The sequence below is a fragment of the Mesorhizobium sp. AR10 genome (assembly GCF_024746795.1).
GTDB lineage: Bacteria > Pseudomonadota > Alphaproteobacteria > Rhizobiales > Rhizobiaceae > Mesorhizobium.
Genome location: NZ_CP080524.1, coordinates 838,630 through 858,033, shown reverse-complemented (window position 1 = coordinate 858,033; position 19,404 = coordinate 838,630). Strand labels below are relative to the sequence as shown.

Sequence of the window (19,404 nt, the reverse complement as noted above, 5' to 3'; positions counted from 1 at the left end):
AAAGACAACAAGGCCGATGGGAGGTTCGAATGGGCGAAGCCGTGGAAGCAAAGCATGCGCCGCTCGACGTCATCACCATCGGCCGTGCCTCCGTCGACCTCTATGGCCAGCAGATCGGCTCGCGGCTCGAGGACATCACCTCCTTTGCCAAGTCGGTCGGCGGCTGTCCGGCCAACATTTCGGTCGGCACGGCCAGGCTCGGCCTGCGCTCGGCGCTGCTCACCCGCGTCGGCAATGAGCAGATGGGCCGCTTCATCCGCGAACAGCTCAGACGCGAGGGCGTTTCGGTCGACGGTCTCAAGACCGACCCGGACCGGCTGACGGCGCTGGTGCTGCTGTCGGTCGAGGAAGAAGGCGTCTCGCCGATGATCTTCTACCGCAGCGACTGCGCTGACATGGCGCTTTCCGAAGAGGATATCGACGAAGCCTTCATCGCCTCGGCCCGCGCCATTGTCGTCACCGGCACGCATTTTTCGCGGCCCAACAGCGATGCCGCCCAGCGCAAGGCGATCCGCGCCATCAAGGCCAAGGGCGGCAAGGTGGTGTTCGACATCGACTACCGCCCTAACCTGTGGGGCCTTGCCGGTCATGCCGAAGGCTTCGAACGCTATGTCAAATCCGACCGGGTTTCCGCCCAGCTGAAGACGGTTCTGCCCGATTGCGACCTCATCGTCGGCACTGAAGAAGAGATCATGATCGCCTCCGGCGCCGATGATTGCCTGAGCGCGCTGAAGACCATCCGCTCGCTGTCCAAGGCCACCATCGTCTTGAAGCGCGGCGCCATGGGCTGCATCGTCTATGACGGACCGATCAGCGACGATCTCGAGGACGGCATCGTCGGCAAGGGCTTTCCGATCGAAGTCTACAATGTGCTCGGCGCCGGCGACGCCTTCATGTCCGGCTTTCTGCGCGGCTGGCTCGGCGAGGAAAGCCTTGCCACCGCGGCAACCTGGGCCAATGCCTGCGGCGCCTTCGCCGTGTCGCGCCTGCTCTGCGCGCCGGAATACCCGACCTTCGAGGAGTTGCAGTTCTTCCTGAAGAACGGCAGCAAGCATCTGGCGCTGCGCAAGGATGAAGCGATCAACCACATCCATTGGGCGACCACGCGCCGCCGCGATATTCCCTCGCTGATGGCGCTGGCCTGCGACCACCGCATCCAGCTAGACGATGTCGCCGCCAAAGCCGGCGCCGATCCCTCGCGCATCCAGGATTTCAAGGTGCTGACGGTCAAGGCGGCGGCGAAGGTTGCCGCCGGTCGCGCCGGCTACGGCATGCTGCTCGACGAAAAATACGGCCGCGACGCGATGTTCGAATTCGCCCGCCATTCCTTCGCCTGGCTTGGCCGGCCGGTCGAACTGCCGGGCTCGCGGCCGCTGCGCTTTGAGTTCTCGCAGGACATCGGCTCGCAACTGGTCGAATGGCCGGTCGACCACTGCATCAAATGCCTGTGCTTCTACCATCCCGACGATCCGGCGGCGCTGAAGGAAGAGCAGCAGCAGAAGCTGCGCGCCCTGTTCGAGGCCGCGCGGAAAGTAGGCAGGGAACTTCTCATCGAGATCATCGCCGGCAAGCACGGCAAGCTCGACGACACGACGATCCCGTGCGCGCTGGAGGAACTCTATGCGCTCGGCATCAAGCCCGACTGGTGGAAGCTCGAACCGCAGGCCTCGGCCGGCGCCTGGGCAATGATCGAGGCGGTGATCCTGAAGCACGATCCGTGGTGCCGCGGCGTCGTGCTACTCGGCCTGGAAGCGCCGCAGGACAAGCTGGAAGCGGCCTTTGCCGCCACCGCCAAGGCGCCCATCGTCAAGGGTTTCGCCGTCGGTCGCACCATCTTCATCAACGCCGCCGAACAATGGTTGGCGGGCAAGATGTCGGACGATGAGGCGGTGGCCGATATGGCGTCGCGCTTCGAGAAGTTGACCGAGGCATGGCTTGCCGCGCGCGGCCGCAAAGCAGCATAAGAAGGCGCGGCATAAGGACTGCGGAGGAAACAAAATGACCAAGACAATCCGCCTGACGATGGCGCAGGCACTGACCCGCTTTCTCAGCAAGCAGATGACCGAGATCGATGGCACAAAAGTGCCGATTTTCGGCGGTGTCTGGGCGATCTTCGGCCATGGCAATGTCGCCGGCATCGGTGAGGCGCTCTATCAGGTGCGCGATGAATTGCCGACCTTCCGCGCCCACAATGAACAGGCGATGGCGCATGCTGCGATCGCCTATGGCAAGGCCAATTTCCGCCGCCGCTTCATGGCCGCGACCAGTTCGATCGGCCCCGGCGCGCTCAACATGGTGACGGCGGCGGCACTGGCTCATGTAAACCGGCTGCCCGTCCTGTTTCTGCCCGGCGATGTCTTCGCCAACCGCATCCCCGATCCGGTGCTGCAGCAGGCCGAGGATTTTTCCGATGGCACGGCGACGGTCAATGACTGCTTCCGTCCGGTGTCGCGCTATTTCGACCGCATCACCCGGCCGGAGCAGATCATCCCGGCGCTGGCGCGGACCATGCAGGTGCTGACCGATCCGGCCGAATGCGGGCCGGTGACATTGTCGCTCTGCCAGGATGTGCAGGCCGAGGCCTATGATTATCCCGAGAGCTTCTTTGCCGAACGCGTCTGGAACCAGCGCCGTATCCGTCCGGACCGCAGCGAATTGATGGCTGCAGTGGCGGCACTCAAGGGTGCGAAAAAACCGCTGGTGATCGCCGGCGGCGGCGTGCTCTATTCGCAGGCCTCCGGCGAACTGGCCAAGCTGGTGCAAGGCGCCGGTATTCCGGTCTGCGAGACGCAAGGTGGCAAATCCTCGCTGCCGGACGATCATCCGCTCAACATGGCGGCAGTCGGCGTCACCGGCACGTCGGCTGCTAACCGGCTGGCCGAGGAGGCCGACGTGGTGCTGGCGGTCGGCACCAGGCTGCAGGATTTCACCACCGGCTCGTGGTCGCTGTTCAAGAACTCCGGCAAGACCATCATCGGGCTCAACATCCAGCCATTCGATGCCGGCAAGCACCGGGCGCTGCCGCTGGTCGCCGACGCAGCCGAGGGGCTGGCCGAACTTGGCGCGGCGTTGAAAGGCTGGAAGTCGCCGTCCGCCTGGACCGACAATGCGGCCAAGGGCAAGAAGGACTGGCAGGCCGATGCCTCCAAGGTGACGGCGTCGACCAACGCCGCCTATCCGTCAGATGCGCAGGTGATCGGCGCCGTGCAGCGCGCCATGGGCTCCGGCGTGACATTGTTGCATGCCGCCGGCGGTCTGCCCGGCGAATTGCACAAGCTCTGGCAGGCCGGTGCGCCCGGCTCCTACCACGCCGAATATGGCTTCTCGACCATGGGTTACGAGATCGCCGGTGGGCTCGGCGCCAAGATGGCCAAGCCCGAGCAAGAGGTCGTCGTCATGATCGGCGACGGCTCCTATCTGATGCTAAATTCCGAGATCGCGACCTCGGTGATGCTCGGCCTCAAGCTGACCATCGTGCTGCTCGACAACAGAGGCTATGGCTGCATCAACCGGCTGCAGATGGCGACCGGCGGCGCCAACTTCAACAATCTCCTGAAGGACTCGCGTCACGAGGTTCTGCCGGATATCGACTTCGCAGCACATGCGGCGAGCCTTGGTGCCATTGCCGAAAAAGTGCCGTCGATCGCCGGCCTGGAAAATGCGCTGGCGCAGGCCAAGAAGAATACCCGCACCACGGTGTTGGTCATCGACACCGACCCGCTGGTTTCGACCGACGCCGGCGGCACATGGTGGGATGTTGCCGTGCCGGAGGTCAGTGCGCGCAATCAGGTGAATGCGGCGCGCAAGGCCTATGAGGAAAAGCGGCAAATGCAGACCATTGGCGATTGATGCCTGCGCTGCCACGAAATTAGGAAAATAGCCGGCATCGGGGCGAACCCTGGTCCGGTGGTCTGAAACTGGAGTGACGACTTGAAAGCCAAACTGGGCATGTCCCCCATTGCGTGGTGGAACGACGATCTTGCGGAACTCAGCGATGACGTGTCGCTGGAGGAGTGTTTGCGTCAGTCGCGTTCGGCCGGCTTCACCGGCATGGAAATGGGCCGGCGTTTTCCCAATGATCCAAAAATCATGCTGCCGATCCTGAGAGAGGCCGACGTCACCCTTTGCGGCGGCTGGTTCTCCGGCACGCTGGTCGATGAAGACATGGGCAAGAACAAGGATCGCATCCAGTCGATGATCGACCTGTTCAAGGCGGTGAATGCGCCTTGCATCGTCTATGGCGAGGTCGGCCGCTCCATCCAGGGCGACCGCTCGAAGCCGCTCGCGACCAAGCCAAAACTTTCGGACGACGAGATGAAGGCGTACGCCAAGCGCCTGACCGAGTTCGGCGAATGGTGCGCAGAACAAGGCATGCCGCTCTCTTACCACCATCATATGGCGGCCGTGGTCGAAACCGAGCCGGAGCTCGATGCCTTCATACGCCATTCGGGCGAAGGCATTCCATTGCTGCTCGATGCCGGTCACCTGGCCTTTGCCGGCGGTGACGTGCTGCGCGCCATCGACAATCACCACCGGCGTATCTCGCATGTCCATGTGAAGGATGTGCGCATGGCGGTGATCGACAAGCTCGATCGCAGCAAGCAATCCTTCCTCGATGCCGTCGCCCTTGGTGCCTTCACCGTGCCGGGAGATGGCTCGCTGGATTTCGGCGCCATCGTGAAGAAGTTTGCCGATCATGGCTATGAAGGCTGGTTCGTGGTCGAGGCCGAGCAGGATCCGAAGAAGAATCCGCCGCTCAAGATGGCGCAGGTCGGCTACAAGGAGCTTATGCGGGTGATGACGGCTGCCGGCTACACGGTGGAAACACAGGGCTTCCCCAATGCATGAGCGCTGGATTCCCGGCGACGGACAGCCTATCTGATGACCAGTTGTTGAAGCGCGGATTGGCCCAATGAAAGACTATGAGCACCCGTTCTTCCGGCCCTTGTGGCGGCGCGTTGCCATAGTCGCGGTCTGCCTGGTCTGGTCCGTGATCGAATTTGCCACCGGCACGCCATTCTGGGGCGTTCTCGCCCTTGGTTTCGCCGGTTACGCCGTCTGGCAGTTCTTCTACCTCTACAAGCCGGCCGACCAGAACAAGGTTGACGCCGAACCGAAGGAATAACTCCATGTCGAAACTGCTCGTTAAAGCCGAGAAGGGCCATGGCCGCGTCGCCCATGTGACGCCGAAAAGCGCCGGCTGGACCTATGTCGGTTTCGATCTGCACCGGTTGAGGCCCGGCGAGAGTGCCTCCGGGCAAACGGTGGATCGTGAAATCTGCCTGGTGTTCGTCACCGGCAAGGGCAAGGCGGCAGCCGGCGGCAAGGAGCTCGGCCTGCTCGGCGAGCGCATGTCGCCCTTCGAAGGCAAGCCGTGGTCTGTCTATGTGCCCCAAGGCTCGGACTGGGCGGTCACCGCCGATACCGAACTGGAACTCGCCGTCTGCTCGGCGCCCGGCCTTGGCGGCGGCCTGCCGGTCCGTGTCATCGCGCCGGACGATCTTGGCCAGGAGGTTCGCGGCAAGGGCACCAACACCCGCCATGTCACCAATATCCTGCCGGAGGGAAAACCGGCCGACTCGCTGCTGGTGGTCGAGGTCATCACGCCCGGTGGCCACACGTCGAGCTATCCGCCGCACAAGCACGACCAGGACAATCTGCCGGCCGAATCCTATCTCGAGGAGACCTACTATCACCGTCTCAACCCGCCGCAGGGTTTTGCCTTCCAGCGCGTCTACACCGATGCCGACAAGAATGGCGAGCGCGCACTGGACGAGGCGATGGCGATCGAGGACGGCGATGTCGTGCTGGTGCCCGAGGGCTACCATCCTTGTGCGGCCTGCCACGGCTATGACCTCTACTATCTCAACGTCATGGCCGGGCCGAAGCGGACGTGGAAATTCCACAACGCGCCCGAGCACGAATGGCTGATGAAGGCCTGATCGGTCTTTCCCCGGCTGGTCCAAGACGAAAAAATCGTCGGCTAATGACCTCATTGCGTCGTTTTGTTATCGGAAACGCTGCAAGGCTTCGTCAATCCGTCATGGAAATCGCCTATGGCAGCGAAGCTGACGAAGGACTTCTCATGCGCTACGCCATCTATTTCACCCCCCGGCAGGACGAACCGCTGGCGCGGATCGCCGCCAACTGGCTCGGCCGCGACCCGTTCGGTGCCGTCACCCGGCCGGTCGAGGCAGTCGCCGACCTGTCGGCGGCGGAAGTCGCCTTCCACACCGCTTCGGCGCGGCGCTATGGTTTTCATGCGACGCTGAAGGCACCCTTCCGGCTGGCCGCGAACGAGACCGAAACCTCGCTTCGCACCGCACTCGACGCCTTTGCCGAGGCGACGCCGATGGTGACGATCCCACGCCTGGTCGTCAGCCAGATCGACAGTTTCTTCGCGCTGGTGCCGGAAGCACCGTTGCCGGCGCTCAATCGCTTCGCCGATGATGTCGTGATCGGCTTCGACCGTTTTCGTGCGCCGCTGACCGAATCGGAAATCGAGCGGCGCAGCCCCGATTCGCTGAAGCCGGCCGAATTCCGCAATCTCTGCCAGTGGGGCTACCCCTACGTCTTCGAGACTTTCCGGTTCCACATGACGCTTTCGGGCCGGGCGGGGACACAGGAAAGCCCTCGTCTGCGCTTAGCAATCGACAGCCTGTTTGCGCAGGTGCTGCAACAGCCGGTGCCGGTGGACGCGCTGACCTTGTTTGTCGAAACCGAACCTGGCGCCCCGTTCATGGTGCTTTCCCATCACGCGCTCGGGCATCGCCCGGCCAGAAAAACCGCCTGAATAATCAAGAACTGCCTGACAACCAAGGACCGCCCGAGATGACTGCCGAGACTGTTCTCAACAACGCCCGCATCGTCCTTGCCGACGAGATCGTCGAGGGTTCGCTTGTGCTGCGCGACGGCGTGATCGCCGGCATCGAGGCCGGTACCGGCCGCCTCGGCGAGGACATGGGTGGCGACTTCATCATCCCCGGTCTGGTCGAGTTGCACACCGATCATCTCGAAGGCCACTACGCGCCGCGGCCCAAGGTGCGCTGGAATCCGATCGCCGCGGTACTGGCCCATGACGCGCAGGTGGCGACCGCCGGCATCACCACCGTGCTCGATGCCTTGCGCGTCGGCATGGACGAGGACGCCGACATGACGTCCGACGACATGCGCAAGCTGGCCGATGCGATCGAGGACAGCGTCCAGCAGGACCGGCTGCGGGCCGACCACTTCATCCACCTGCGCTGCGAGGTTTCGGCGCCGGACTGCCTTGCCGCCTTTGTGCATTTCGACAACGATGAACGGGTTAAGATGGCGTCGCTGATGGACCATGCGCCCGGCCAGCGCCAGTTCGTCAACCTCGAAACCTATGCCTACTACTACCAGCGCAAACTGAAGCTGACCGATCGCGACTTCAAGATATTCTGCGAAAAGCGGATGGCGGAGTCGGCGATGAACTCGGCCTCCAACCGGGCAGTGATCGCCGCCGCCTGCCATCAGCGCGGCATCGTGCTGGCCAGCCACGACGACGCCACCACAGGCCATGTCGATGAAGCGATCGAGCAGGGTGTGCGTGTCGCCGAATTCCCGACCACCCAGGAGGCCGCCAGGGCCTCGAAGGAGGCGGGGCTCGGCGTGCTGATGGGCGCGCCCAACGTCATGCGCGGTTCCTCGCATTCGGGCAATGTGTCGGCCCGCACGCTGGCCGGTGACGGCCTGCTCGACATCCTGTCGTCCGACTACATTCCCTTCAGCCTGATCCAGTCGGCCTTCTTCCTCGGCGACGTGGTCGACGGCATTTCGCTGCCGCAGGCTGTGGCCATGGTGTCGAAGAACCCGGCCGAAGCGGTCGGCCTCAGCGATCGCGGTGTCATCGAACAGGGCCGGCGCGCCGATCTGGTTCGCGTCCGTGTCGACGACCACGTGCCGGTCGTGCGCACGGTGTGGCGGCAGGGACGCCGGGTCGCATGATGGTGTCAGCGTTGATCGAGCGTGAATTGTCGGCCGAGACGTTTCCGATCCGCGACGGTGTCTTTGTCGCCGTGGTCGGACCGAGCGGTGCCGGCAAGGACACGGTGATCGGCTATGCCCGCACCCTTTTCACTGAGGAGACCCGGCTGGAGTTCGTGCGCCGGGTCATCACCCGGCCGAGCGACGCTTCGAGCGAGGACCACGACACGCTGGCCGACGCGGCTTTCGTCGAGGCCGAAGCCGACGGCGCCTTCGCCATTTCGTGGGAAGCGCACGGTTTGCGCTACGGCATCCCGGCCGATGTCGACTGGTCGGTCGCCAACGGGCGTGTTGCGGTCGCGAATGTTTCCCGCGCGATCATCCCGGCGCTACGCGACCGCTACGCCAATCTGGCTGTTGTCGAGATCACCGCCACGCCGGAAATTCTCGCCGAGCGGCTGGCGATGCGCGGCCGCGAATCGCGCGGCGAAGTGCTGGCCCGCCTGGCGCGCAGCGCCAACGTCGCCCTGTCCGGGCCGGGCGTCACCTCGATCGACAACAGCGGTCCGCGCGAAGCGGCCGGCGAGCGTTTCGCCGATGTGCTGCGCAAGGCCATGGCCTTTTCCGATATGTCAGGGTTGATTTAAACCCTGCTGCGAGCCTCCGGGTTATTCTGCCGGAGCGCCTGCCGCGCCCTTGCGGGTGGCGTCCATCATCTGCCGCCGCGCCCGGAACACGCCCCATTGCTGGTCGACCAGCACGCCGATCAGGATCACCCCGCCCATGACAGCGAAGTTGAGCGAGGAGGGGATGCCGAGCAGGTTGACGAGGTTCTGCAACTCCTGCAGCAGGACGGTTCCGAGGATCACGCCGATCAGCGAGCCTTCGCCGCCGCGCAGCGAGAAGCCGCCGAGCACGGCCGCCGCAATGGCGTAGAGTTCGTAGAACTGGCCGTGGCTGGCCGGCGAGATCGAGCGCGTGTACATAGCGAAATAGATCGCCGACAGCGCCGTCAGCACGCCGCAGATCACATAGGCCGCCATCACCATGCGGTCGGTGCGTATGCCGGAATAGCGTGCTGCTTCCTCGTTCTTGCCGATGGCGTAGAGATAGCGGCCGAACACCGAACGGTGCAGCACCACCCACATCACGATAGCGATGACGATCAGCGCAATGAAGCTGTTCGGCACGCCGAAGGACCGTCCGGCGGTCAGGAACTCAAGTTCAGGAAAATTCTGGCCGAAGGCAAAGCCGGCGGTGCCGTCGGCGGTGTAGAAGCGCGCTACGCCGCGATAGATCAGCAGGCCGCACAGCGTGACGACGAAGGGCTGCAGCTTCAGCCGCGTGATCAGCCAGCCATGTGCCAGCCCGATGATGCCGCCAAACACCAGGATCAGCGGCAGGGCCACCGGCCACCCCATGCCACGCGTGGCGATGAAGTCAATGAACAGCGTACCGAGCAGCGCAATCACCGAGCCGACCGACAATTCGATGCCGCCGGTGATGATGACGAAGGCCTGGCCGATCGACAGGATGCCGAACAGGCCGATCAGGTTAGATGTATTGGCAAGGTTGATCGGCAACAGGAAACGCGGGTTGATGATCGCCACCACCGCGCCCACCACCAGGATCAGGATCAGCAGGCCAAGATCTTTCTTGCTCATCGTCGTCTCCCCAACGCCTAGGCAGGTTCCGCAAAAAGTGTTCCGCGGTTTTGCGCTCAGAACCTGCGGCAGAACAAAGCTATTTCGGCTTCTTGCCCACCGCCAGCAACAACACGTTTTCCTGGCTGAAGTGTTCCTTCTCGAGAATGCCGGAGATCTGGCCCTCATGCATGACGGCGATGCGGTCCGAAACGCCGATCACCTCTTCCATGTCGCTAGAGATCATCAGCACCGCGACGCCGGCATCGGCCAGCGCCCGCATCAGCCCGTAGATTTCGGCCTTGGCGCCGATGTCGATGCCGCGCGTCGGCTCGTCGAGGATCATCACCTTCGGGTTCATCGCCAGCCACTTGCCCAGCACCACCTTTTGCTGGTTGCCGCCGGACAGCGTGCCGGTGCGTGTCGCCACCGAAGGCGCCCTGATGCCGAGATTGGTCTTCTGCTTTTCGGCGGTGACAGCTTCGGCGCTGGCGGAGACCAAAGAGCGGCGAGCATGCGCCGGGAGGTTGGGCAGCGAAATATTCTGTGCAATCGACAGGTCGAGCAGGATGCCGGTCAGCTTGCGGTCTTCGGGCACCAGAAAGATCCCGCTGGCCACCGCATCGGCAGCCGAGCCGAGAACCAGCTCTTTTCCGACAAGCTGGAGTACGCCGCCAAAGCTCTTGTCGATGCCGAAAAGCACACGCGCCAACTCGGTCCGGCCGGAGCCGACAAGACCGGCGAGACCGAGGATTTCGCCACGCCGGACGTCGAGGTCGACCGGCCGGTCGGGATAGGCACTGGTGCGAATGGCCTTAGCCGACAGCGCCACGGCGCCTGGCGCCCGCCCTGACTCTGCGGCCTTCTCCCGCTCCTTCAGCATGCGGCCGATCATCAGCTTGACCATCTGGTCGTGGTTGATCGAATTTTTCTGCAGCGTGCCGGCAAGCATGCCATCGCGCAGCACGACGACACGATCGGCGACCCGTTCGACTTCATGCAGACGGTGCGAGATGAAGATGACGCTGATGCCGTCCGCCTTCAGCGCGGCGATGACATCGAGCAGCTTGTCGGTTTCGGCAAGCGGCAGGCTCGACGTCGGCTCGTCGAGGATCACCAGCCGCGCCTTGATCGACAGCGCCTTGGCGATCTCGACCATCTGCTGCTGGGCGAGCGACAGCGCCGAAACCGGTGTGTCGGCCGAAAAGTTCGCACCCACCCGCTTGAGCAATGGCGCCACCATCGTACGCAGCCTGGCGCGGTCAACCAGCTTGAGCGGACCGCCACGCAACGGCTCGCGGCCGAAGAAGATGTTGGCGGCAACGTCGAGGTTTTCGAACAGGTTGAGTTCCTGGTGCACGAAGGCGATGCCCGAACCGAGGCTGGCTTCGACGCTCAGCCCGTCATGCGCGACACCGTCAACGGTGATCGTGCCGGTGTCCGGCCTGGTCACGCCGCCGAGGATCTTCATCAGCGTCGATTTGCCGGCGCCGTTTTCACCGACGAGGCCGATGACCTCGCCGGGCCTGACCTCCATCGAAAATCCGTCCAGCGCGACAACGCCGGGATAGGTCTTGCGCACGCCGTCCAAGCTTAGGAATGGAGCAACCGCGGACGCGACGATGGATGTGTCGGAATAATTCATCATGCCTGACAGCAGCCGGTGCGCTACAGACTGACGGGCCTTGCGAGGCCCGTCAATACGAACGCCGGCTCAAGGCAACCCTGAGCCGGCGCAGCTCGTCTTACTTGCCCGACATCGCCGCAAGGCTCGCGGCGTAGGCGTCGACATCATCCTTGCCGATGATCTTGGTCGGGATGATGATCAGCCCGTCGGCCGGAACGCCCGACTTGTCGCCGCCGAGATAGGCGGCCATCAGCTTCATGCCCTGGTAGGCCCATTCGAACGGCTGCTGCACGACAGTCGCGGCGACGGTGCCTTCCTTGACGCCGCCAAGCGTGATCGGATCGTCGTCGAAGCCGACGACGGTGATCTGGCCGAGCTTGCCGGCGTCGCGCAGCGCTTCATAGATGCGCGGCGTGTTGTAGGAATAGAAGCCGACCATGCAGGTCACGTCGGGGCTGGCGACCAGCGCGTCCTCGACGTTCTTCTTGGCGCGGGCCTGGTCGATGTCGTCGCCACGTACGTCTACGAGCTCGATCTTGGTGCCTTCGAGTCCGGCCTTCATGCCCTCGATGCGTTCCTTGGCGTTGTCGGCACCGAGCAGGCCGACGAAGCCGAGGCACTTGCCGCCATTGGGCATCGCTTTCTTGGCGATCTCGGCCGCCTGCTTGCCGGCGTCGACATTGGACGAGCCGATATAGGCGACACGCTTGGTCTGCGGCGCGTCGCTGTCGGTGGTGAACAGCGCCGTCTCAGAAGCGATCTTGTTCAGCCCGTCGGTCGAGGTCTTCGGGTCGACGGCCGAAACCATGATCGCCTTGACGCCGGCCGTCACCAGATCGTCCATCAGCCGCTGCTGGATGGCGACCGACGACTGTTCGGGGTATTTGAGCTCCAGATTGTAGTTGGGCAGTTCGGCTTGCGCTTTCTTGACGCCCGCCTCGGCCGCCTTCCAGAAATCGGAAGCGCCATTGACGACGAAGGCCAGCGTCGGCTTGTCGTCGGCGCGCGCGATCGCCGTCGCGGACAGACCGAGCAGCAGGGCAGCAGCGGCTACGGACGCATTTCGTAAAACAGATTTCATGTTCATCCTCCCGTTTGGCTTAGACATTTTCGCTGATCAGAAATTGTCGCTTGCGGCTTGGACGCCTCCTCCTCAAGGCGGTTCTAAGTCAGCGAAAGAACGGCGCCATTCCAGCCGCGACGTGGACATTAGAGACTCATTTGCTTCTCGTAAATAGTCCGATTTGTCTGACATTTCCGTGATTATGCGACACGGCTCAGCCGGCCGGAGCCGCCCGATATCGCGCCACATGCATGCTTCCCGTCATGCCGCTCGATCGCGAGCCAAACATGACAAATTGACATTAGGACGCTTACCGATATTAGTAAATAGTATTAGTTCTTGAGTTGGAAATTGCCCGGCGAGCCGTTCACTTCGTGAAGTGGAGAGGCGTTTCATGGCCAGGATTGGTGTCGAAGAGACGAAAAGATGAGATACCTCAATGCTTTGTTTCTTGCCGCTTGCGCAACGCCCGGTTCATCCGCGCCTGCGCGGCGATGGCTCTGCAGGCTAAGGTGATAATAATCATAAATTGTCGGTTTGGTTTATAAATTCAGGTACCGGTTATCTTGCTCTGCCGGCTGCCTCTGGCTAGACAGGCTCTGGATGGGGAACGAGGGTAGATGAGCGAACCGACGGAATTACGCGATCCCTCTCTTGAGGTCTCCCGGCGCCGCAAGCCGTCCGGGAAAAATCCCAAGGGTCGTGTCACCATGACCGACATCGCCAGGGCCGCCGGCTGCTCGCAGGCCACGGTTTCATTCGTCCTCAACAATACGCCAGGCGTCAGGCTCTCGCAGCAGACCCGCGAGCGCGTGATCGAGGCCGCGCGCGGTCTCGGCTATGCGCCGCCGGCCTTCTCAGCGCTTCGCGCGCCCGTCGCCTCGTTCGAAGGACTGGACGGGGTGATCGGCTTCGCCGTCGATCAACTGGCGACCAGCCCCGAGGCGGTCGTCGCCATCGAGGGTGCGCGCCAGGCGTCGTGGAATGCCGGCAATGTCCTGCTGGTCGCCCAGACGCTCGGCGATTCCGTCATGGAGCCGCGCGCCATTGCGGCGCTCACCAAGCGGGGCATTTCGGCGCTGATCTACATGACGATCTTCACCCGGGAGATATCGGCGCCCGACTACCTCTACGGCCTCGATATCCCGGTCATCCTGCTCAATTGCTACACCGCCGACTATGCGTTCCCCGCCGTGGTGCCCTCCGAAATCGCCGGCGGCCAGAGTTCCACCCGCCACCTGATCAGCCATGGCCACCGCCGCATCGCCACCATCACCGGCGAGCCGTGGATGCAGGCGGCGCAGGACCGGCTGAAAGGCTACCGCCGGGCCTTGGCGACGGCCGACATCCCTTTCGATTCGGAGCTGGTCGTCGAAGGCGACTGGTCGGCGAGCGCCGGCTATGCCGCGACCGTCAAACTGCTGGCGCTCGGCGATCGGCCGACCGCCATCTTCTGCCAGAACGACCGCACCGCGATCGGCTGCTACGAGGCGCTGAAGGAGGCCGGCCTGCACATCCCGCAGGACATTTCCGTCGTCGGCTACGACGACGAGGAGATCGCCCGCCACCTCTTCCCGCCGCTGACGACGTCGATCCTGCCGCATATGGCGATGGGCCAATGGGCGATCGAGCAGCTGGAGGTTCCCGCACCTCCGGGCAGAGGGCGCTATCCGATCACGAAGCTCGAATGCCCGCTTGTGGAGCGGGAATCGGTGGGCGTCGTGGCTTCATGAGCACCGCAGCCTCGCCGTCGACCTCCTTGGGCGTCTTGCCAGCCATTGCGTTCACGCGCCGGCGCGGCGCTCGCTACGCCACTTCGTGGCATAGGGCAGTACGAACATGTAGAGCCCCGTGAACAGCAGCAGGAAGAGCGGCAAGAGCGGCGAGTAGACCACCCAGGCTGGAGGCTCCCCCAATGCCATGGCGACGAAGTTGGCGATGACGGTCACCGTAAAGACGATGGACAACCAACGGTGACTCTGCCGGATCCAAATGTTCCAGTTCAATGCAATCTCCTCTGAAAGACGAACAAGGCCCGCCTACCAGCGCGCCAGTTGGGTGATCTGGATGAGGTTGCCGCAGGTGTCGTTCAGCTGGGCGATGGTCGAGCCGGTCATCTCGGTCGGCGGCATGGCGAACCCTGCACCGCGCGCCTTGATGCGCTCGTAGTCGCCCTTGACGTCGTCGGTGAAGAACATGACCGCCGGCTGGCCCTGCTGGAACATGGCTAGCTGGTAGGTCTTGGCCGCGGGATTGTCGTTCAAAGCCAGCTGCAGCTCGGTTCCGTCGGGCCCATCGGGTGAGGCCACGGTCAGCCAGCGAAACGGCCCGTTGCTGAAGTCCGCCTTCTTGGTGAGATCCAGCATGTTGGTGTAGAAACGCAGAGCTTTTTCCTGGTCGTCCACATACACTTTGGTCAACTTGATCTTCATCGGTACGCCTCTCCTTAGTCGTGGTTGGGATGTGGCCCGCTTTGTGAAAAGGGGCGCGGCTTTGAATTGTGCCGGCAGACTTCAATCTGCCCGCGCCAGGACCTGCTCCAGCGCCGCAAAGAACTGCTGCCACCCGCTCCTGGCGCCCCGGTAGGCCCGCTCCTGATCCGGGCGGAAGCCCGACTGCTCCATGCGCAAATGGGTGCCCGTGCTCGTCGGGGTGAGGGTCCAGGTAACGACACTCTCGAGGCCATAGCCCTCCCAAGTATAGGACAGCGTCTTGTTCGGCTCGACGGCCGTTACCTGACAGTCGACAACGATGCTCACGTCAGGTTGAGGGTCTTTTCGAAGATTGAAACGGTGGTCTACGATTGGCTTGAAATCATTCTTCATGAGCCACTCCTCGATCAGGTGCGGTTGGGTCAGTGCGCGCCAGATCTTCTCCGGCGGATAAGTCATCTCACGTTCGACAACGACGGAACGCGCTTCGGTCGGGGTGTTGATCATTGGTCCACTCTTTTGAGCAGATTATCGAGATCGTCGAACCGGCTCTGCCAGAACCCGGCCATCTGGCTTGTCCGAGATGCTTTGACACGGCCGGTTGCGAGACCCCAGACTGAGCTGTCAGGGCCTCCTCGGTCTGTTCTCCCTGGCGGCACAGGCGCTCGAAGATCGCCCTCCGCGTTGGATCGGTGAGTGCACATCGTAAGCGTTCGGCATCCGGGATCGATAACTCTCTGGCTATTGATTGACGTATAACCGTAGAGATATATGTGAGTCAAGCAGGAACGTGGAGCGGAATGATAATCCTCGTTACAGGAGCCACCGGCCATGTTGGGCGCGCCGTCGTCTGCAAACTGGCGTCACTCGGCCACGACGTGGTCGCAATGGTCCGTGACGTCCAGGTCGCAAGCAGGCGCCTGCCAGCTGGAATCGCGTTGCGCATTGCGGACTACGACGATGCCTCGGCTCTGAAAGAGGCATTTGCGGACATCGATGATTTGGTCCTGATTTCGAGCGATGGCGATGCGAGCGCAGTCATGCGCCATCACGCCAACGCCATGGACGCAGCTGCGGCCGCAGGCATCGCGCGCATCGTCTTCACCAGCATTGTCGATGTTGAGCCAGGGTCACCGTTCTACTTCGCTCCCGTTTACCGGGATGCCGAACGTCGGTTGGCTGCCAGCGGCATAGCCTCGACCATCGTGCGATGTGGCCTGTATTCGGATTTCGTCCTTGAGCATTGGCTGAAACCAGGCGCCAAGTCCGGAGAAGTTCTTCTGGCTGCCGGCCAGGGACTCGTGGCGCCGATCTCGCGCGACGATGTCGCGACCGCCATCGTTGCAATCGCGTCTCAGCCCGGAATGCGCCGCCCCCTCTATGTCATCACTGGACATCAGGCACTCACGCTGGAGGCGATTGTCGCTGCATTTGGCGAAGTCGCGGGTCTGCCAATACGATATTCCGACGCCAGCATCAGCGACTATCTGGCCTGGGCCCGGGCGCATCTGGACGACCCCTGGCCTGATGCCTTTTCGAGCTTGTGTGCGTCGATTGATGAAGGGCGATACGGCCGCGTTTCGAACGACTTCGCTGAACTTGTCGGCCAGAAGCCGGAAAGCCTTTCGCAATTCCTCCGTCGCGCTGTCTGGGCCGGATCGTCCAGTCCGCGCTGACTTCGGATTCCCTCACCATCATCCGAGACCGGGAGCCGCGAGCCCGACTCTCCCATCTGACTGTCCGAATTTCATAATCAATGGGCTATGTTTTGCTGCTGCGAAATGGCCTCCATCGCCGCCTCCAGTTCGCGGCTATCCGCCAACCATCAGCTTGACGACTTCGTCATGGTTGGTTTCCGAGATCTTGCGTTCGCCGGCCTGGACACCGCGCCGCAGCACGACGATGCGGTCGGAAACGGCAAAGATATCCTGCAAATTGTGAGAGATGAAGATCACGCCGCGCCCTTGCGCCTTTAGCTGGTGGATGAGCGAAATGACCTTGCGCTGCTCCGGCACGCCGAGTGCGGCGGTCGGTTCGTCCATGATCAGAATCTGCGCGTCCCAGTAGACGGCCCGGCCGATGGCGACAGCCTGCCGCTGGCCGCCAGAGAAATTGCTGACCGGGGCATCGAGACGGCTGACATGGAAATCGAGCCGCCCCATGGTCTGCTTGGCGGCGACGGCCATGGCCTTGCGGTCGAGCACCGGCAGGAAGCCAAAGGCTTTGCGCATGGGTTCTCGGCCCAGGAAGATGTTGGCGCCGATGGACAGGTTGTCGGCCAGCGCCAGGTCCTGGTAGATGGTCTCGATGCCTTTTTCGCGCGCCTCCTGCGGCGTCGCAAAGGTCACCGGCTGACCTCTCAGCAGGATCTCGCCGCCCGTCGGCTGAAACACGCCCGATATCGCCTTGATCAGCGTCGTCTTGCCGGCGCCGTTGTCGCCGGCCAGCGCCACCACTTCGCCTGGCCGCACCGCCATGGAGAAATCGTTGAGCGCCTGGACCGCACCAAAATGCTTGGAAAGGTGGCGGACTTCGAGAAGCGGCGTGGTTTGTTCATTCATCCTGGCGAGCTCCACTGAACCGGCGCTGCGCCTGGTCGATAAGGACGGAGATGATGATGACGAGGCCGACGGCGATGAACTGCCAGAACGGCTCGACATTGACGAAAACCAGCCCGTATTGAATGACCGCGATCACCAGTGCGCCGGCGACCGTCCCGAAGATGGTGCCGGAGCCGCCGAACAGGCTGGCGCCGCCGATCACCACGGCTGCGACGCTGTCGAGCAGCAAGGGTTCGCCGGCCTGTGCAGCGCCCGCGGTGAAGCGCGCCGCGTAGAGCGCGCCACCAAGGCCGGCGCACATCGCCGAAAGCACATAGAGACGCAGTATGTGTCCCCTGATGTCGATGCCGGCCCGGCGCGCCGCCTGCACATTGGCGCCGATGGCGTAGTTGTGCTGGCCGAACCGGGTCTGGCTCAGGATGTAGTGCATCACCACGACGAAGATTGCGGTGATCATGACAAGATAGGGCACGCCGTGGAACTTGCCGTTGCCGAGTAGCGCGAACCAGGAATTCTGGACCGGCACCGTCGTGCCGCCGGCAAGCAGATAGGCAGCGCCGCGCGCCACGCCGAACATGCCGAGCGTGCCGATGAAGGGCGGGATTCTCAGCCGGGAGATCAAAAGGCCGTTGATGACGCCGGGCACGCCGGCGACAAGCACGGCAGCCAGAATACCGGCCAGCATTGCCAGTGGCAGCGGGATTGTGGCTCCCGCCATGTTGGTAGCGTGGGCGGCAACGACGGCCGCAAGGCCCATGATGAAGCCCAGCGAGAGGTCGATGCCTCCCGAAATGATGACGAAGGTCTGTCCGGTTGCAAGCAGCAACGGCGCCACCGCAAAGATCGCTATGGACTGCACGTTGAACGGGTTGAGCACGAAGGTCGCGCCGAAGGAGAGCCGCGACCAGACCTCGAAACAGATGATCAGGCCGGCGAGGAACAGCCAGGCGCGCCCATCGGCGATGCGCCCGATCCAGGTCCTGGCCGGATCACCGTGATCCGCCTGGGGAGCGACATGCGTTTCGCCCTGGGTTGGGGATGTTGAAGTCATGAATGGTTCCGATCCGCGGCGCCGCCTAAAGCTGGGGTCCAGGGCGCAGGTCCCCTCCCGGCGCGGCGGAAGGAGACCTGGCTGACTGGACTTATTCGGAATAAAGATACTTCGAGATGTTCGGATCCGCGATGTTGGACTTGTCCATTATCGTGAAGCCGGTGCCGATCGAAACCGGGATCGAATTGCCGGTCAGATGGGCATAGGCTGAAACGACGCCAAAGTAGCCGATCTCGGCGGGATGCTGGGCAATCGCAACGTCGACCAGGCCGGTGTTGATGTTGTCGACGATGCTGGTAGGAGCGTCGAACGCCACGACCTTGACGGTGCCGGTCTGCCCGGCTTGCTGGACGCCATTAGCGGCGCCGAGCGCGGAGAACAGGTTTGCGCCGAACACGCCAACGAGATCGGGATTGCGCGCGAACACGGCCTGCAGCTGCGAGGCGGCCTTGTTGGCGTCGTTGTCGTTGAACTGGGTTTCGAGAACGGTGATGCCGGGATGATTGGCCGCCATCTCCTTCTTGAAGCCCTCTTCACGCTGGTCGGTGGTCGAAATGCCAGGCTTCACGTTTGAAACGTAGACCTTGCCCTTGTCGCCAATGGCCGTGGCCAGTGCCCGCGCGGCAATCTCGCCACCCAGAATGTTGTCGGAGGCGATATAGGAGAGCGGGAAATCCGCATCGCCGGCGCCGGTCTGGTAGACGCCGCTGCCGATGAAGGTGTCGACGGTGATCACCGGAATGCCGGCATCGTGGGCCTTACGCAGCGGCTCGACCAACTGAACCTTGTCGGTCGGCGCGATCAGGATGGCGTCCGGCTTCTTGGCAATGACCGCGTCAAGCACGGGAACCTGCGTTACCGGATTGAAATCCGGGGCGCCCTGGAACACCAGGGTCACACCGAGCGCATCGGCTGCCGCCTGGGCACCCTTGCGCATGGTGATGTAAAAACCATCGGTGGTCAGGCCCGGAATGAGCGCAATGGTGTACTTCTTGTCCTGCGCCGATGCGGGCCCGATCAGCGCCGTTGCGCCGATGGCGAGAGCCGCGAGCGCGGCAACGATCTTCTTCATGACAT

General features: G+C 63.0%; 19 protein-coding genes and 1 pseudogene. 10 read left to right on the top strand and 10 right to left on the bottom strand.

The features are described 5' to 3' along the window. Positions 1 to 29 precede the first annotated feature (29 nt). From LHFGNBLO_RS07435 to phnN, 8 genes are all read left to right on the top strand, one after another. Positions 30 to 1,964, top strand: coding sequence for a bifunctional 5-dehydro-2-deoxygluconokinase/5-dehydro-2-deoxyphosphogluconate aldolase (locus LHFGNBLO_RS07435; RefSeq protein ID WP_258605547.1), 1,935 nt, complete (start codon positions 30 to 32; stop codon positions 1,962 to 1,964). A 34-nt stretch (positions 1,965 to 1,998) separates the two neighbouring features. Then, positions 1,999 to 3,849, top strand: a complete 1,851-nt coding sequence (iolD, locus tag LHFGNBLO_RS07430) for a 3D-(3,5/4)-trihydroxycyclohexane-1,2-dione acylhydrolase (decyclizing) (protein WP_258605546.1) — start codon at positions 1,999 to 2,001, stop codon at positions 3,847 to 3,849. Between the two features lie 81 nt (positions 3,850 to 3,930). Continuing rightward, entirely contained in the window at positions 3,931 to 4,848 is a 918-nt protein-coding gene (gene iolE / locus LHFGNBLO_RS07425; RefSeq protein WP_258605545.1) for a myo-inosose-2 dehydratase, read from the top strand. A gap of 64 nt (positions 4,849 to 4,912) precedes the next feature. Further along, on the top strand, positions 4,913 to 5,125 hold the full coding sequence (locus tag LHFGNBLO_RS07420; RefSeq protein ID WP_258605543.1) for a DUF3329 domain-containing protein: 213 nt from the start codon (positions 4,913 to 4,915) through the stop codon (positions 5,123 to 5,125). A gap of 4 nt (positions 5,126 to 5,129) precedes the next feature. Then, complete coding sequence (gene iolB / locus LHFGNBLO_RS07415; protein ID WP_258605541.1) at positions 5,130 to 5,942, top strand: 5-deoxy-glucuronate isomerase; 813 nt, start codon at positions 5,130 to 5,132, stop codon at positions 5,940 to 5,942. Between the two features lie 143 nt (positions 5,943 to 6,085). Then, the gene (locus tag LHFGNBLO_RS07410) at positions 6,086 to 6,793 is read left to right on the top strand and encodes a DUF1045 domain-containing protein (RefSeq protein ID WP_258609644.1); all 708 of its coding nucleotides are present in this window, start codon (positions 6,086 to 6,088) and stop codon (positions 6,791 to 6,793) included. A gap of 38 nt (positions 6,794 to 6,831) precedes the next feature. Continuing rightward, a complete protein-coding gene (locus LHFGNBLO_RS07405) occupies positions 6,832 to 7,971 on the top strand; it encodes an alpha-D-ribose 1-methylphosphonate 5-triphosphate diphosphatase (protein ID WP_258605539.1) in 1,140 nt (379 codons plus the stop codon). Beyond that, positions 7,968 to 8,597 carry a phosphonate metabolism protein/1,5-bisphosphokinase (PRPP-forming) PhnN gene (gene phnN / locus LHFGNBLO_RS07400; protein ID WP_258605538.1) on the top strand — a complete coding sequence of 210 codons (630 nt, stop codon included), beginning with the start codon at positions 7,968 to 7,970 and terminating at the stop codon, positions 8,595 to 8,597. The genes LHFGNBLO_RS07405 and phnN overlap by 4 nt, the downstream gene beginning before the upstream one ends. A gap of 21 nt (positions 8,598 to 8,618) precedes the next feature. Here phnN and LHFGNBLO_RS07395 read toward each other — a convergent pair whose 3' ends face one another. The 3 genes from LHFGNBLO_RS07395 to LHFGNBLO_RS07385 all read right to left on the bottom strand — a co-directional run bounded on the left by LHFGNBLO_RS07395 (position 8,619) and on the right by LHFGNBLO_RS07385 (position 12,301). Next, positions 8,619 to 9,614, bottom strand: a complete 996-nt coding sequence (locus LHFGNBLO_RS07395; RefSeq protein ID WP_258605537.1) for an ABC transporter permease — start codon at positions 9,612 to 9,614, stop codon at positions 8,619 to 8,621. A gap of 79 nt (positions 9,615 to 9,693) precedes the next feature. Further along, positions 9,694 to 11,238 carry a sugar ABC transporter ATP-binding protein gene (locus LHFGNBLO_RS07390; RefSeq protein ID WP_258609642.1) on the bottom strand — a complete coding sequence of 515 codons (1,545 nt, stop codon included), beginning with the start codon at positions 11,236 to 11,238 and terminating at the stop codon, positions 9,694 to 9,696. Positions 11,239 to 11,338: 100 nt separating this feature from the next. Continuing rightward, positions 11,339 to 12,301, bottom strand: a complete 963-nt coding sequence (locus tag LHFGNBLO_RS07385; protein ID WP_258605535.1) for a sugar-binding protein — start codon at positions 12,299 to 12,301, stop codon at positions 11,339 to 11,341. 602 nt (positions 12,302 to 12,903) lie between these two features. Here LHFGNBLO_RS07385 and LHFGNBLO_RS07380 point away from each other — a divergent pair. Then, the gene (locus LHFGNBLO_RS07380) at positions 12,904 to 14,016 is read left to right on the top strand and encodes a LacI family DNA-binding transcriptional regulator (RefSeq protein WP_258605533.1); all 1,113 of its coding nucleotides are present in this window, start codon (positions 12,904 to 12,906) and stop codon (positions 14,014 to 14,016) included. 51 nt (positions 14,017 to 14,067) lie between these two features. Here LHFGNBLO_RS07380 and LHFGNBLO_RS07375 read toward each other — a convergent pair whose 3' ends face one another. The 4 genes and pseudogenes from LHFGNBLO_RS07375 to LHFGNBLO_RS07360 form a co-directional block, all read right to left on the bottom strand. Next, a complete protein-coding gene (locus LHFGNBLO_RS07375) occupies positions 14,068 to 14,289 on the bottom strand; it encodes a hypothetical protein (RefSeq protein WP_258605532.1) in 222 nt (73 codons plus the stop codon). A 33-nt stretch (positions 14,290 to 14,322) separates the two neighbouring features. Then, positions 14,323 to 14,715, bottom strand: coding sequence for a VOC family protein (locus tag LHFGNBLO_RS07370; protein ID WP_258605531.1), 393 nt, complete (start codon positions 14,713 to 14,715; stop codon positions 14,323 to 14,325). A gap of 81 nt (positions 14,716 to 14,796) precedes the next feature. Then, entirely contained in the window at positions 14,797 to 15,222 is a 426-nt protein-coding gene (locus LHFGNBLO_RS07365; protein ID WP_258605530.1) for an SRPBCC family protein, read from the bottom strand. Continuing rightward, positions 15,219 to 15,442 (bottom strand): annotated as a pseudogene (locus tag LHFGNBLO_RS07360) (ArsR/SmtB family transcription factor). Before LHFGNBLO_RS07360 ends, LHFGNBLO_RS07365 begins: the two are co-directional and overlap by 4 nt. A gap of 73 nt (positions 15,443 to 15,515) precedes the next feature. Here LHFGNBLO_RS07360 and LHFGNBLO_RS07355 point away from each other — a divergent pair. After that, a complete protein-coding gene (locus tag LHFGNBLO_RS07355; protein WP_258605529.1) occupies positions 15,516 to 16,391 on the top strand; it encodes an NAD(P)H-binding protein in 876 nt (291 codons plus the stop codon). A gap of 135 nt (positions 16,392 to 16,526) precedes the next feature. Here LHFGNBLO_RS07355 and LHFGNBLO_RS07350 read toward each other — a convergent pair whose 3' ends face one another. The 3 genes from LHFGNBLO_RS07350 to LHFGNBLO_RS07340 all read right to left on the bottom strand — a co-directional run bounded on the left by LHFGNBLO_RS07350 (position 16,527) and on the right by LHFGNBLO_RS07340 (position 19,399). Beyond that, on the bottom strand, positions 16,527 to 17,276 hold the full coding sequence (locus LHFGNBLO_RS07350; RefSeq protein ID WP_258605527.1) for an ATP-binding cassette domain-containing protein: 750 nt from the start codon (positions 17,274 to 17,276) through the stop codon (positions 16,527 to 16,529). Then, entirely contained in the window at positions 17,269 to 18,327 is a 1,059-nt protein-coding gene (locus LHFGNBLO_RS07345) for an ABC transporter permease subunit (protein WP_258605525.1), read from the bottom strand. The genes LHFGNBLO_RS07350 and LHFGNBLO_RS07345 overlap by 8 nt, the downstream gene beginning before the upstream one ends. 91 nt (positions 18,328 to 18,418) lie before the next feature. Continuing rightward, positions 18,419 to 19,399: an ABC transporter substrate-binding protein gene (locus LHFGNBLO_RS07340; protein ID WP_258605524.1), complete on the bottom strand. Its 981-nt coding sequence runs from the start codon at positions 19,397 to 19,399 to the stop codon at positions 18,419 to 18,421. Positions 19,400 to 19,404 lie beyond the last annotated feature (5 nt).